Source organism: Moritella sp. 28, from assembly GCF_018219435.1.
Lineage (GTDB): Bacteria > Pseudomonadota > Gammaproteobacteria > Enterobacterales > Moritellaceae > Moritella.
Genome location: NZ_CP056121.1, coordinates 1,539,105 through 1,554,403, shown reverse-complemented (window position 1 = coordinate 1,554,403; position 15,299 = coordinate 1,539,105). Strand labels below are relative to the sequence as shown.

The window sequence follows — 15,299 nt, the reverse complement described above, 5'->3', positions numbered from 1 at the left end:
ATTTACTCAAATTGGTCTAGTAGATCAGCCATCATTGCCAGATCATCTTGTTGCAACGACTCTTTTTCTAAAAGTGTGGCAAGTTCGGAAATTGTCGGATTATGGAATAACTCAGCTAATGGGATCTGTACGCTGAATGTTCGCTGGATTCTAGCTTGTAGACGAGTTGCAGAAAGCGAATTACCTCCTAGTCTAAAGAAGCTGTCTTGGATACCTATCTGATCATGCCCTAGGATTTGTTGCCAAATATCCACTAATTGATGCTCAAGTTCAGTTTGTGGAGATAAGTAATGGCCCATCCCATGACTATCAGATTCTGGTAGCGATTTGCGATCGATTTTGCCATTACTGTTCAATGGCATTGCATCGAGGATCACAAGTTCAGTTGGTACCATATAAACGGGTAAATGCTCGGCAATCAGGCGTAACAGCAGTTCACTATCTAAGGCTGCAGATTTACGTAGCGTGACGTAAGCAGCGATATAGCCATGTTCAGTATCTGCTTGCCATACTAAAGCGATAGCTTCCTTTACACCGGTTTGCGCCTGAAGCACGGCTTCAATTTCACCCAATTCAATTCTGAATCCACGTAATTTCACTTGGAAGTCAGTTCTACCTATGTACTGCAGCTCACCTTTCGAATCGAAATAAACGCGATCGCCAGAGCGATACATACGCTGTCCTGGAACTTGTGAGAAAGGATCCGGTAAGAAACTCTCGGCGGTTAATTTAGGACTGTTTAAATACCCGCGAGCTAACCCTAATCCTGAGATATATAACTCACCTTCGACACCAGACAATACCGGCTGAAGTGCGCTATCTAAAACATAAAACTGAGTATTAATTAATGGCTTACCAAGCGCCGCTAATTTACCAGTTACATGCTCAACACGCGAACTTGATGCCCAAACGGTCGCTTCTGTTGGACCATAAACATTGGTCACACTCGCTGCTTTTTTTATCAATAATTCAGCTAATGCTGCATTCAACGCCTCACCACCGGTCAGTACATTAAGTGATGACCACCAAGCACTGTCAATATCCGCTAAGCTTTGCCATGTTGCAGGTGTTGCTTGCATCACACTGATTTTATGCTGTGATAATAGCTGACTTAATGCTTGGCTATCTTTACTTTGTTGCTCGCTAGCTAACACCAAGGTCGCACCGTGCACCAAAGGCAAGAATAATTCTAATACCGCAATATCGAAACCAATCGTGGTTACTGCCAACAGCCGATCTTCAGCAGATATATTCACTACATCCTGTATCGCTTGTAAGAAATAATTTAACGCGGAACGATCAATTTGAACACCTTTCGGGCGGCCTGTAGAGCCGGATGTAAAAATAGTGTATGCCAATGTATTTGGGTGGCAGTCAACGACAGAGCCAGCTCCTTTAGACTGTTTTTTCAGTTCTGTAGGAGAGAGACAAGGTGCAGAGTCGAAAGTCCGATCCGCTATCACTAATTGAGGTTCAGCTTGATTAAAAATATCTTCCAAGCGGCGTTCTGGCAACAATGGGTCTAAAGGGATATAAGACAAGCCCAATTGATAAATTGCGAATAAAGTAACAACAAGATCAGCTTCACGTGTTAAACAAACCGCTATCGGTTGCTCATTATTGAGGTTTAATACAGCCATAGCGCCAGCGAGTTCTGACACTTCAGCAACTAACTCTTTATAAGTTAACTGACGTTCGTCAGTAATCAGGGCTAGGTTTTCACCATATTCATTCGCACGTAATTTAACTTGATCTAACAAATCCCACTTCGCAGGTAAATCCACCTGAGTTTCATTAACGACTGTAGGTAACGTCAACGAATCAATAAGTTGATAAGTATACGTATCTACGCCTTCAGAAAGATAGGTTAGTGCCGCGTCAAGCATGGTTAACATGCTAGTCGCTAACTCTTGTGAGACTTTTTGAGTATCAAAAGAACAATTGATATTCAGAATATGACTAGGCTCAACTTGTAACATCATCGGGAAATTACTTGATTCAGATACATCCAGCAGATCAAATTTTGGCGTAGTCATTTCCCTCAGTTCTTTAGGAAATGGGTAATTTTGGAATACGAGTGCTGTATCAAACAGTAACTCTCCAGGCTCTAGATCAACATATGATTGGATCTCTGCAAGTGGCATGTAATCAATGCTTCGTAACTCAGATGCATCGAGCTGTAATTGCCTTGCACAATCAACTAATCGTTCAGCGGGGTTGAAACGAGTTCGTAATGGTAAACTAGCAATGAACACGCCAGCCATATGTTCAATATCAGAAACTTCCTGCGGGCGTCCAGCAGACGTCATTCCAAATATCACATCATAACCACCCGTAAAGCGACTTAACGTAATCCCCCACGCCAGTTGCACTAGGGTATTTAACGTTAAACCATGTGTTCTAGCCTGCGCTTTCAACTTCTGCGTAACCGACTCGGCTATTTGATACTGGCAATGTTTTTGCCCTTGCATCGGTGTTTCTGGACCAGGTAAATGTGTCGTTTGGGTAAAATCAGCTAAATACGCTTGCCACTCTTTTCCTGTATATGCCATGTCTTGACGACCTAGCCAAGAGAAGTAGTCGGCATAATGCGGCGCTGGTTTTAAATCTTTTTGCTGATAAATAGCCATCGCATCACCCGCAATTAATGCCGATGTCCAACCGTCTACAATCAAATGATGGCGCGTCCATATTAGGCGATGATCTTGAGGAGATAATTTAACTAAAGTCACGCGCATAAGCGGTGCGTCTGTCAGTTTAAATCCAATTTTATGCTCTTCGGCGACGAGTTCCTCAAATTTAGCGTTTTGTTCCGATATCGATAATGCCTGCCAATCTAGCATTACTGTGTTCATCTCATTATGTCGGCATACCACCTGATAAGGATGTTCAAGATCATGCCAAATAAAACGGCTTCGGGTTACATCATGACGCTGCGCTGCGCTTTTCCATGCGGCAAGAAACGCGTCTGCATTTATGCTACCAGTGAGAGCCATGCTCGTTACGTTTAAATACAATTCTGGTTGCGGATCCAACAAACAATGGAACAATATCCCTTGTTGAGTAGGTGACAGCGGTAACAAATCATCAATTAAAGATGCCGCTATATCCTGACAAATTGTATTTAAATCACGGGCAGAAATGTTTGCAGTCACATCCTCAACGGTTAACGTTTCAGGTAATATATCCAGATCATAACGAGATACAGATTGCTCAGTCTTCATCACTGTCGTAGACGATATTTGCTCAGCATTCGCATTTTTTTCTTCTATCTGCGGCACAATAAACAACGCTAAATCAGCCAGTGTTTGATATTTGAAAACATCCTGAGGACGCAGAATGATATTTGTCTTGCGTGCAGCAGCAATAAACTGCAGCGCTAAAATAGAATCACCACCTATCTCAAAGAAGTTATCACTCGACTCAACACTTCGCTTTGATAACGTCATTGACCATAGCAGAGCGAGTGCTGATATAGCTTGCTCATGAAGTTTTTCCTTAGGATCCGACAGCGGTAATTGATCTGCCATAACCTCTGCTAACTCAACAGGTGTTTGATGTTTAAATAACAACTGAGGTGTTAATTTAACGCCTTCTTTTCGAGCGATTGCCACTAACTGCAACGCTAAAATAGAGTCACCGCCAACAGCAAAGAAACCATCACGACTAGTTATCTCATTAGCCTGCTTATTCAAGACTTTAGCAAACAAGCGACAGAAAAATAGAACGTTTTGCTCTGAATTTAACGATGGAACTAAATCGGATTCATTCGTACTACCATTCAAGTTTAAGGCTAATTTTTTTCGATCAACCTTACCATTAATAGTACGCGGTATTTCGGCTACTGAATGCCAATAATGCGGTTGCATATAGCTAGGTAAACTCATTAATAATAAACGAGATAACTCTGTTTTATCTTGCTTACTGACAACGACAGCAGTGAGTTTTTCACGCCCTTCAGTTTTATCGAATACAATGGCGGCTTCAACAACACCATCCAGCGCATTAAGTTGAGTTTCAATTTCAGCTAGTTCAACTCTATACCCTCTAATCTTAACCTGACCGTCAGCTCGACCAATGAATTTAATTCGCCCGTCTGCCAGCTGTTTCGCTCGGTCCCCAGATCGATACATACGCTCACCAGCATAAAATGGATCACTCATAAAATGCTGCGCTGTTTTTGCGCTATCTTGCCAGTATCCTTGCGCCAACTGATTACCCGCTATATACAAGTCACCTATCGCACCAACTGGGACAGCTTGCAGTAAACTATCTAATAGATAAACTCGGCAACCATCAAGCGGCATACCTAAAGCTGTAGGCTCACCAGCAAGTAAACGTCCCGCAATAACACCTACCGTTGCTTCAGTTGGTCCATAATGGTTAAAAACATTGAGCTCAGAGGAATAAACGCGAAGCTGTTCAAGTAAGCTATTATTAACTTCTTCACCACCAAAGACTAACGTGTGTCGAGGTAATATTTCACGACGCTCAGATGCCAATAATCCTTGTAAATGAGAAGGGACAACTTTAAGCATATCAACTGGATATTTAGCCAAGTGATCAGCTAATCCTTCAGCATCAAGCATGAACGCTTGATCTAAAATACGCACTTGATTCCCAGATAATAATCCAGCCCAAAGTGCCGTATAGCCTAAATCAGTAGCCACACTAGCAAGGCTCGCATACACACTATTTTTTGGTAGTTCTAAGCGACGATTTACAGCTTCGACATACGAAGCCAGTGCACCATGACCAACAGACACGGCTTTTGGTATCCCTGTCGAACCAGAAGTAAAGATTAAATAAGCCGGATCCTCTGCACATAATGCAAGAGGCTTAACCAAGGGTTGCGATACTTGCGCTAAAACATCAGTCGCGTCCAACCAATGATAAATCTCGGGTAACCAATCAGGTCTGCTGCCAGCACCAACACACACTTCAACATCAGCTTCTTTAAGCATTATTTGTGTACGTTCATTAGGCTGACCATCATCTAGAGGAACAAAAGCAGCCCCGACATACCAAACTGAAAGCATCGCGATAACTTGCTCTACACCCCGTGGTAATAAAATAGCAACCCGATCGCGATGGTTCACATTGGATTGAGACAGTGTATAGGCTAAACGAGATGCTTGTTCATTTATCTCTGCAGCTGTTAATACCTGTTCGTTATATAATAATGCTGGCTGTGTAGGCGCAATATCTTGCCACATTGCCAACCCAGTTTCGTAACGAGGGGTTACAGGTTTAGCATCCGGCAACCAAGCTTTGAACTGATGCTGAATAAGCGATTTATTAGGTGCTAACAGCAACTCATCTAAGAGTTCAAAGAATCCATCGGCAATCGCGGTGACCGTTTCAGCAGTATATAGTGAAGAATTAAAACGCCAGTGATAACGAAACGAGTTCTCATATTCATAGACAACTAAATTAAGTTCGTGTGCAGCACCACGCTGTCCCGAGTCAATGATATGATCGGATATCGGCATACCAATAATACGATCATTAGCACGTGTATAAGTAAACATATGCGAAGTAACCGCGGTGCGTTCCGCACTTCTATTATCTATCAATGATTCACTGATTTCTGTCAGAGGCATTCTTTGATGCCGCAATGATTGACGATAAAAACGAGCACGTTCCACGATCAACTCAGTAAAGTTACAAGGCTCTGTAAAATCAGCAGGAATAAGAAAAGGATTAACACAATAACCAACAATGTCTTTATGAGTTCGCGTATAACGCCCCATCGTTGGTGACGCAATCAGAAACTTAGATTGACCAGACAGTTTATGTAAATAAAACTGAAAAGCACTTAGTAAGACAGTATATGATGTGGTCTTGGTCTCACGAGCCAACGCAGTAACTTTATCCGTCAGAGCTTGATTACCATCGAATTGCAATTCACAACCATCAAAATTTTGAATATCTCCACGCTCAAAATCCGTACTAATAGACAAAGGTGCAGGTAAGGGAGCCAACTCACTTTTCCAAAACGCTAACGCTTTACCTGCAGTATCTGAAGCAAGGTATTGCTTTTGTTCTGTAACCCACTGGCTATACTGAATTGACGGTGCAAGACCCGGTGTGCCATCAATAAGCTGAGAATAATACTTAGCCCAAGTAGCAACCATTTGCTCAATAGAATAAAAATCACCCGCAATATGATGCAATGTCACAATTAAATAAGGTGTTACCTTACCATTGGTGTCATTTATCAACACGTTCGCTCGACACACATAACCTTGCTCTAATTCAAATGGCAGATCAGCGCACTTTGCTATCCAATCATCCTTTTCTGTTTCTGTGAAACTGTGCTTTTCCACAGAAAAATCCGCTGATTTATGCGCGGCGAGAAAAGCATAAACCCCCTTTTCATCTTGTTGATAACCCGTTTTAAGCGCATCATGGTGCTCTATCGTATGATAATAACTCTGCTCCAATAAATTAATATCAATAGCATGCTGCTCTCTGCCACCTAACAAGGTAGAAAAATACATATTGTAAGCGGAAGATTCAGGGGCTAGCTTGTACAAAAACCACAGCGATTTCTGGTTCGAAGAGACATCTAGTCTAACTCCTTTGTCGTTTTGTTCCATTTGATTTTGTTCTAATTCCATTTTAAACCTTCCTAAACATTACCTTCGGCCATAGCAACCACAACTTTACGAGCACCAGTAAAACGCGAACGAGAATGAGCAACAAGCATATTATCCAACATCAGAATGTCTCCAGCCTGCCATGGGAATTTGATTGTGCACTCGTCTAACACACCACGAATTTCAGCCAAAATAGAGTCTTCGATAGGAGAGCCATCGCCGTAATACACATTACGTGGAAGATCTTCTTCGTCTACGACAGATAACAAGGTTTCTCGAATATTGGCTTCCAGATTAGAAACATGGAATAGGTGTGCTTGATTGAACCAAACCATTTCGTGAGTTTTAGGATGCTGAGCAACCGCTTGACATACTTGGCTTGTTCGTAACTCACCATCAGGCTTCCATTCAAAGTTGATTTTATTGGCCAGACAAAATCGTTCAACCTGTTTTTCGTCTTCCGTTCCAAATACTTTTTCCCACGGCAGATCGAGTCCATTACCGTAATTACGAACATATTTTAATTTTTTAGAATCAAAACGTTGACGGATCTTAGGATCTATTTTATTGAAGATAAGGCGGCTATCTGCAATCGGGGTTTCGCCTTCTGTTTCAGCCGGAGTAATACAATGAAACCAAATTTTCATTGGCCAGTTGAGTGTATAAGCCTGTTCATTATGCAGTGGAATTTGTTGGTGAGCAGGGTATTCCGTCGTGGTATAGACACCATCGCCAAGATCGGTTCTTGGTGTAGAAGCAAATTCATAATTAAGCAATGGTGAACCAAACGAACGAGCAAACTCTTGGAATGGTTCTTCGCCTATCGTGTCAAACCCTCGAAATAACACCCCACCAGCGCGTAGCAACTCTTCTTCAACAATCTGATGTGCGCCTTGCAAATAGTCCGATAATCGCCCGCCTAAAGTAGGGGTCACAATCTTCGGTAAATCATGTTCTGCAAACATCGGATTAATACGTAAATTAGTAGTTTTGCTCATAACTCAAGTCTCATGTGAAAAAAAAATAATAAAAATAAATTGAACTTTGAATGGTAATGATAATAATTATCAGTATCATATAGTCTTGAGTCACATTTTGAAACAAATATTAAACATTAAAGTGAGATGTAAACTAAGCATGAAAGAACCAACTGCGTTATTTAACATAGTGATTAACACTGAAGAACAATTCTCTATTTGGCCGAGTTATAAGCCAGTTCCAACTGGCTGGAAAAAAATAGGATTTGAAAACAGTAAAGAAAACTGCTTAGAAGAAATAAAGAATGTGTGGACAGATATGCGCCCAGCGTCATTGAAGAACGTACTAGCATAATTTTAATTATCGTAAATCAGCATTAACATAGGATGTAGTATGCTCAAATCTAAACTAGCTAAAGCCATTAGTTTTTCATTAAAACCGCAATATCTAATGATGACTCTTCTCGCAACCTCAACATCTGTATTTTCATCAGAACAAGATGTAAATAAAGACGTAACAGAAGACGTACAGGTTACGAGAGTAGTCGGAATTAAACAGATTTTAACCACGAATATAGCCCAATCGACCATGCGTTCAGAAGCAGACCTGTCTACTGTTCCCCGCTCAGTACAAGTAATTAACTCAGAGGTGATCGAACAACAAGCAGCTTCTAACCTGAGTGATGTGGTGCAAAACGTCAGTAACGTGACAGAGCACAACAACTTTGGTGGCACACGCGATTTATTCAAAATCCGTGGTTTTGAAGCCAATGTTTTCGAAGATGGCACTCGAGTGTACGGATTAGCTCAAGACAAAGCAGTGATTGAAGACCTCGAGTCTGTTGAAGTGGTAAAAGGCCCTGAATCCGTTTTATATGGGAATATGAGTCCCGGAGGTCTGATTAATTTAATCAGTAAACGTCCAGCACCAATATCGAAAAATCAAGTTAACGCAACAATGGATGAGCACGGTAAGCAACGACTTAGTGTTGATTTTACAGGTGCGGCCAACGATAGTGGCACCCTACTTTACCGTCTTGTCGGTGCATTTGACGATTCTGAAAGCTGGCGTGATGCTTCTGACAGCAAGCAAGTATTTATTGCACCAAGCCTTAGCTGGTTAGTCACTGACGATACAACACTAACGTTCTCTTATAAATACAACAATGAAGAACTTCCTTTCGATCGTGGTACGTTAGCTGTTCGTAACAGTACAAATACTGGTTGGGAGTTCCTAGATATTGATAATAAACGTCTGGGCACTGATTTCTCACGCCAAGAACGTGAAGTCCATAAGTTTGGTTTCGACGTTGATCATGCCATCAACGACTACTGGTCTATACGCTTTAAAGCACGTAATTATGAGCGAAAAGCCTCAGCCGAACGTGTACATTTTTATGCATCTTCAAATGCAGCCATGACGCCTTATAAACCACGTGGAGCACCATTTGCAGTTCCACTTTATCAAGAAGATAAAAACAATTATGCTTTTGATGGTAATATCAACCGCTATATTAACGGTAGTAACCAGTCCAGTAATACTCAATTATACTCTTTGGAAAATAACATTGAATTTAACACGGGTTCAGTCGAACATCGTGCAATCATAGGGGCTGATTACACTCACTATAAAGAAGAAGAACAACAGTCTGCTTCAGCGAGTTGGAGTAAAGTAGACCTTGCACCCTACGCGACATATGCACTCCGAACACCGAATGCACATAGTGGAAGATATAATTATTATACCGATGATCCTTCTCAAGCGGCTCATCCCGGCGATATGTATAACATTAAAGAGGTTAATCTGGAGCTAACTGAATATAGCGTCTTTGCCCAGGACTTAATTAAATACGACGACTGGAGTTTCGTACTTGGTGCACGCTATGACGTATTTGAAGCCGAGAATGCGGAAACTTGGGATAAAACCTTCATGGCAAAAGCAAAGGCAATTGGTGTCCCACTGAAGAATTCTTCATCAGAAAGTCCTAAAGAGGAAAACATCAGTGTACAAGCGGGTGTTTTGTATAAATTAAACCGCCAAATATCCTTATTTGGTAACTTTACTGACTCTTACCTACCGAATCAAAAATTTGACAGCGTTGCAAAAGAATGGGTTAAAGCCCAAAACGGCAGACAATTTGAAGTCGGTAGTAAATTATCGTTATTAGGTCACAGACTCAACTTGACTACTTCAGTCTTCCGTACCGACCTTAAGAATGTTGCCTACGCTGGTGATATAAAAGGCAGCTACGAGGTATACAAACAGAAAAGCCAAGGGTTCGAGATTGATGGTGATTATGCGATCACAGATGATCTAATCGCCCTATTCTCATATGGCTATACTGATGTTGAGTTCGTAGACGCTCCAGATAGCGTAAGTAAACCTGTAAACGTACCCCAAAATAATGCTAGCTTTTGGTTAACATATCAAACAAGCCATGAATGGGGTGTTGGCAGTGGCGTTCGTTATGTTGATGATCGTGCAGGTAACCGCCGTAAAGATTATGACTATACTCTAGATGCTTACACGTTAATCGATGCCGCTGTTTGGTATGCACCAGACTTTGCAGATAACGACCTTAAACTTCAATTGAATGTGAAAAACTTATTTGATAAGGACTATTACACAGCAGGCTCAGATTCGACGCAAAACGCAGTGTACTTAGGTTCACCAAGAACAATTTCATTGAGTGCAGCATATAATTTTTAATATTGTATGAGTATGAATGATTAAGACAGAGGGACTCATTGAGTCCCTCTTTTATTGGAGACTTGAATGAAAACACTTTTTTGCTTTCCTTCTTCAGGCAGCGCAGCCAGTATGTATCAGCCATGGAAAGTATTATTAGCACAACAAAATATTGAACTGGTCGCATTAGAATATCCAGCGAGAGGGACTCGCTTCTGCGATAACCCCGTTGATTCAATCGCGGCGTTAACGCATGACTTGCTCGATCAAATTAAACCCAAGATAAAGCATACAACAGAGTTTGCCTTTTTCGGTCATAGCTTAGGCGGGTTGGTGTGCTTTGAAACCACACGCTTATTAGGCAAGTTAAAACTGCCTTTGCCTTCACAATTGATTATTTCTGCACGTCAAGGTCCACTCTGTCATCTCCCATCATCCTTATCGAGTAGACAAACCGATGACGAGATAATTAAAACATTAAAAACAATGGGCGGGATAGCAGATGAAGTGTTGGCTCACACTGAATTAATGGCATTAATGTTGCCTATAATCAGAGCCGATTTGAAACTCAATGAAGAATACAGCTGCAGCGATACATCCGCAATATCAGTACCAATCACAGCGATATATGGCAGTCATGACCCTGTCGTCGAAAAGCGTAATGTCGAGCAATGGTATTCATTCACAGAGTCAGAGTTTGAATTAATAGAAATGCCAGGTGACCATTTCTATTTCAATCAGAATTTACAACTATTCTTAACCAGAATTGCTCAACAACTCCGCAACAAAATAACGATTATTTAGTAAACAAAGGGGTTGGCGTCACGCCTAACCCCTGCCATTCAAAACAATACCGTTCTGGCGACTGCCGTTTAATCTTCTTCACAAAATGAGGTTTCGGAGTACCGACAGCGATAGCAGCCACGACCTGATCATCAGGTTTCATGCCAAACATAGGTTTAGTATTATCATTAGCCAAAAATGTATACCAAAGACCGCCATAACCCATTAAATGCAGACCATTCATGATATTCTGAGCAGCGGCTCCGACGCACAAGCGTTGGTCCCACAATGATACTTTATGCTCAGGATCAAGATCCGTTACCACCATAATCATCATAGGGACTTCTGCAATTTCTCTTGCAGAACGGTACGCTTTATCTTTAAGCTCACCACTATCACTTTGGCGTTTGTATAACTCCAACGTCAAATCACCTAGTTTTTGCATGTTATCACCACGGGCAACAATAAAACGCCAAGGTTTCACATTACCGTGATCTGGTGTTGTCATCACTAAGTCAAATAGATTTCGCAGCTCTTCTTCAGATGGCGCAGGATGGCCTAACTTAGATAAGCTATATGAACGGCGATCAAGCAACGATTCCAATGGATTCATAATTAAATTCCTTTTCTTGTTTATCATATATATTTTCAGCTGACAGCCAATGACCAACAGACTGACACTGTATCTGTCTACCCTGCTCTAATATCAATACTTGATGGCATAGTGCTTGAAGTAAGGTTAAGTCATGGGTAATCAATACTAGGTTGATTTGACGTTTTTCCTGAATCGACTTCAGTAACGTTATCATTCGGTATCGATTTTCCTGATCTAACGCTGTAGTGGGTTCGTCTAAAATTAATAACTTAGGTGACAAAATTAAGGCTCTCGCGATCATAATACGCTGACGTTGTCCGCCTGATAATTGATGTGGATAACGGTTTAAAAACGCTGTAGGTAAACCCACATCTGCCATGATCGTATCGAGTCGAGATGATATATTTTCTGTTTGTAATTGAGCCAAACATCCTTCTGTGAGTGTCTGGGCAATCGTTAGCCTAGGATTTAAGCTAGAGGCGGTATCTTGAAATACGAATTGTATTTTATGCCGATGGAGCCGTAACATTCGACGTTTTTCATTAAGCCAATCATGACCATCAAAATGGATAGAGCCTGTCGCATGGATAAGTCTTAATAACGCTTTCGCTAACGTGGACTTTCCTGAACCACTCTGACCTATAATTCCAATACTTTCGCCTTCATTCAACGAAAAATTAATGTTATCCAATAACCTCTGCGGTGCACTCCACCAGCCTGTAGACTTAACATCAACAGTTAAGTTATTTACATTAAGCAAGGATCGTTTACTCGGAGAAACAGGGGGATCAAAATGCATAGGCCTCAACAAGGCTTGCGTATATTCATGCTTAGGCGTGTTGAATAAAAGTAAGGCTTGGTTATGCTCAATCACCTTACCATGTTGTAATACCATCACTTGATCTGCAACTTGTCTTACCATGTGTAAATCATGCGAGATTAGAACGATAGCCATGCCTGTTCGAGCTTGGATCTGCTTTAGCAACAGCAAAATTTGCTGACGCACCTCGGGATCAAGTGCCGTCGACGGCTCATCTGCAACAAGTAACGTAGGATTATTCACAATCGCCAGCGCAATAAGCAATCTTTGCCTCTGCCCTCCAGACAGTTGATGTGGGTAACGTGTTTTTAAGTCTGAAGATAAACCGACTTGTTCAAGCAAATCATCAATACGTTGATTTAATAACGCAGTATTACCCGCTCTAAATGACGTACCTGATTTATGATGCAATACAATTGCTCGTTTAAGCAGCCAATCGACACGTTTCACTGGGTTGAGTGCCGATAAGGGTTCTTGCGACACCATTCCAATCAGCTTTCCTCTCACCTTCTGCCACTGCAGTTCAGAAAAAGTGCGGCTATTATGCCCATTGATATTAACAGAACCACTCGCCACTCCCGCTGTAGGTTCAATACCAAGTAATAACTTGGCTAATAGGGTTTTTCCAGCACCACTTTCGCCAACCACAGCTAAAGTTTGTCCCCTATCAACTTGAAAACTAATGTTATCTAGCAGCTTAGCTTTTCCAATAGAATAACTTAGTCCTTTAACCTTCAGCATGATCTTTATCCTTATAAGGGCTCAACCATTCTTGTATTGCTTCACTCATCAGCACGACTAATGTCACAATGAGTAAAATAGCACCACAGCCCGTTAACCCTAACCAAGGGGCGTGCAAGTTGTTTTTACCTTGCGAAATCAACTCCCCCAAAGAAGGGTAGCCGACAGGTAATCCGAACCCCAAAAAATCTAACGTAATTAGCGAACCTAAAGCCCCAGAAAATACAAACGGCAAACTACTTAATGTAGCAATAAGTGCATTTGGCATAATGTGTCGCCAAATTACTCGCCAATCAGGAACACCAACAATAAACGCCGACTGGATATATTCCAGCTGACGTGTTCTTAATACTTCAGCTCGAACTAACTGCGCTAAATAATGCCAACCAAACAAGGCAAGAATCATACTTAAGGTGAAGAAATTAGGCTGAATAAGACTCGATACAATCATCACAACAAACATCACGGGAACCGAGCCCCAAATTTCGCTAACACGCTGACCAAACAGATCGACTACCCCACCAAAATACCCTTGCAACGTACCTGCAACTAACGCTAACAAGGCAATATTGACAGTAATAAAGAAGGAGAAACCAAGGCTAATACGTATACCATAAAGAAGCCGAGCAAAAACATCTCGCCCCTGATCATCCAATCCTAACCAGTTTTCGGATGTTGGAGGTGACGGATAACTAAGCTCATAATTAATGGTACTGTAGCTGTAATGCACAAATGGCCATAACGCCCAGCCTTGCTTTGCAATCTGTTCACTCAAAAAAGGAGCGGTATAGTCTGCTTCTGAATCAAAATCGCCACCAAACTTAGTTTCGGGATAACTGACTAAAATAGGAAAAAACAACTCTCCTTTATAGCTAATAAGTAGCGGTTTATCATTCGCGATTAATTCTGCAAACAGACTAACAAAGAACAATATTAAAAAGATAATCGCTGCGTATTTACCTCGTTTTAGTGTACTCAATCGACGGCTGTTCTTCTTTGAATTATCAGGTAAATTTACATCATCTTGGCTAATATCCATCATCCGTTCACCTCAGAAAAATCAACGCGAGGATCAACCCAACGATATATCAAATCACCAACCAAATTCAAAACAAGACCCAGTAACGAATAACAATATAGAATACCTAATACAACTGGGTAATCTCGTTCCAATAACGCCTCAAAACCTAACAATGCAACACCATCTAATGAAAATACGATTTCAACGAGCAAGGTGCCACCAATAAAAATAGACAGTAAATCTGAAGGTAAGCGAGCTACGATCACTAACATACTATTAGGTAATACATGATTGAAAATTGCGCTTGTCCGACATTCCCCCATGCAAATAGCCGTATCTAAATAAGGTTGAGCCATTTGGTCAATAATAGAATTACGTGTTAAGACAGTTAACGAAGCCAATCCACTGGCAACACAGGCTGCAACAGGTAAACATAAATGCCAAAAGTAATCGAGGAGCTGCCCTGTAACGGATAAATCAGCATGATTTGCAGAAACCAGTCCCCGCAGTGGAAACCAGCTAAAAACACCACCAGCAAATAAAATCAATAACATAATAGCAATAATAAAAGTCGGCACTGCATAAGCGATAAACAGCAGTAAGCTTGATGTCGAATCAAACATACCACCTTGTTTATTCGCCTTCATCACCCCTAATGGTATTGCGATTAAATAGGTTAGGAACAAAGTCCAAAACCCCAAGGATAAAGAAACTGGAAGCTTAGAAAAAATTAATTCAGTAACAGGGCGCTTACTAAAATAACTGTTTCCTAATTCGAATGATAAATAACGACTGAGCGTTTCAGTATAGCGTTGCCATATAGGCTTATCAAAACCATATTCTCGCGCAATTTTGTCTCGCAACTGGTCATCAATAAGCTGACCATTCGTTATTTGGTCAGTCTCATCGAAAAGCGCGTTTGCCGAGCTATCAATACCTTGCTGCTTGGCGAAGGCAGCCTCTACAGGCCCACCAGGCAACCACTGAAGCAAGAAAAAATTTAACGAGATAATAATAAACAGCGTCGGAAATACTAACAGCAAACGACGAATAAAATAAAAATTAAGCATA

General features: G+C 41.2%; 9 protein-coding genes. 3 read left to right on the top strand and 6 right to left on the bottom strand.

The genetic code is table 11. From position 1 onward, the window contains the following. Positions 1–2 precede the first annotated feature (2 nt). Together HWV02_RS07060 and HWV02_RS07055 are read right to left on the bottom strand one after the other, a co-directional pair. Positions 3–6,623 (bottom strand): non-ribosomal peptide synthetase, encoded by a 6,621-nt coding sequence (locus HWV02_RS07060; protein WP_211690004.1) that lies wholly within the window; start codon positions 6,621–6,623, stop codon positions 3–5. Between the two features lie 11 nt (positions 6,624–6,634). Beyond that, on the bottom strand, positions 6,635–7,600 hold the full coding sequence (locus HWV02_RS07055) for a TauD/TfdA family dioxygenase (protein ID WP_211690003.1): 966 nt from the start codon (positions 7,598–7,600) through the stop codon (positions 6,635–6,637). A 139-nt stretch (positions 7,601–7,739) separates the two neighbouring features. Here HWV02_RS07055 and HWV02_RS07050 point away from each other — a divergent pair, with 139 nt between their 5' ends. From HWV02_RS07050 to HWV02_RS07040, 3 genes are all read left to right on the top strand, one after another. Then, positions 7,740–7,934, top strand: a complete 195-nt coding sequence (locus tag HWV02_RS07050; RefSeq protein ID WP_211690002.1) for an MbtH family NRPS accessory protein — start codon at positions 7,740–7,742, stop codon at positions 7,932–7,934. A 39-nt stretch (positions 7,935–7,973) separates the two neighbouring features. Next, positions 7,974–10,289: a TonB-dependent siderophore receptor gene (locus tag HWV02_RS07045; protein WP_211690001.1), complete on the top strand. Its 2,316-nt coding sequence runs from the start codon at positions 7,974–7,976 to the stop codon at positions 10,287–10,289. Between the two features lie 66 nt (positions 10,290–10,355). Continuing rightward, a complete protein-coding gene (locus HWV02_RS07040) occupies positions 10,356–11,072 on the top strand; it encodes a thioesterase II family protein (RefSeq protein WP_211690000.1) in 717 nt (238 codons plus the stop codon). Here the strand turns inward: HWV02_RS07040 and HWV02_RS07035 are convergent. From HWV02_RS07035 to HWV02_RS07020, 4 genes are read right to left on the bottom strand one after another with little or no spacing between them, the layout of a single operon-like run. Beyond that, positions 11,065–11,664, bottom strand: a complete 600-nt coding sequence (locus tag HWV02_RS07035) for a nitroreductase (protein WP_211689999.1) — start codon at positions 11,662–11,664, stop codon at positions 11,065–11,067. The two genes, HWV02_RS07040 and HWV02_RS07035, sit on opposite strands and share 8 nt — an antisense overlap. Next, entirely contained in the window at positions 11,639–13,207 is a 1,569-nt protein-coding gene (locus tag HWV02_RS07030; RefSeq protein ID WP_211689998.1) for an ATP-binding cassette domain-containing protein, read from the bottom strand. Before HWV02_RS07030 ends, HWV02_RS07035 begins: the two co-directional genes overlap by 26 nt. Next, positions 13,194–14,249, bottom strand: a complete 1,056-nt coding sequence (locus tag HWV02_RS07025) for an ABC transporter permease (protein ID WP_255550608.1) — start codon at positions 14,247–14,249, stop codon at positions 13,194–13,196. Before HWV02_RS07025 ends, HWV02_RS07030 begins: the two co-directional genes overlap by 14 nt. After that, entirely contained in the window at positions 14,246–15,298 is a 1,053-nt protein-coding gene (locus HWV02_RS07020; RefSeq protein WP_255550607.1) for an ABC transporter permease subunit, read from the bottom strand. The genes HWV02_RS07025 and HWV02_RS07020 overlap by 4 nt, the downstream gene beginning before the upstream one ends. Position 15,299: the final 1 nt, after the last annotated feature.

Coding starts and splice junctions, on each gene's coding strand:
- HWV02_RS07060 (WP_211690004.1), bottom strand. CDS start 6,623: ATGGAATTAGAACAAAATCAAATGGAACAAAACGACAAAGGAGTTAGA.
- HWV02_RS07055 (WP_211690003.1), bottom strand. CDS start 7,600: ATGAGCAAAACTACTAATTTACGTATTAATCCGATGTTTGCAGAACAT.
- HWV02_RS07050 (WP_211690002.1), top strand. CDS start 7,740: ATGAAAGAACCAACTGCGTTATTTAACATAGTGATTAACACTGAAGAA.
- HWV02_RS07045 (WP_211690001.1), top strand. CDS start 7,974: ATGCTCAAATCTAAACTAGCTAAAGCCATTAGTTTTTCATTAAAACCG.
- HWV02_RS07040 (WP_211690000.1), top strand. CDS start 10,356: ATGAAAACACTTTTTTGCTTTCCTTCTTCAGGCAGCGCAGCCAGTATG.
- HWV02_RS07035 (WP_211689999.1), bottom strand. CDS start 11,664: ATGAATCCATTGGAATCGTTGCTTGATCGCCGTTCATATAGCTTATCT.
- HWV02_RS07030 (WP_211689998.1), bottom strand. CDS start 13,207: ATGCTGAAGGTTAAAGGACTAAGTTATTCTATTGGAAAAGCTAAGCTG.
- HWV02_RS07025 (WP_255550608.1), bottom strand. CDS start 14,249: ATGATGGATATTAGCCAAGATGATGTAAATTTACCTGATAATTCAAAG.
- HWV02_RS07020 (WP_255550607.1), bottom strand. CDS start 15,298: ATGCTTAATTTTTATTTTATTCGTCGTTTGCTGTTAGTATTTCCGACG.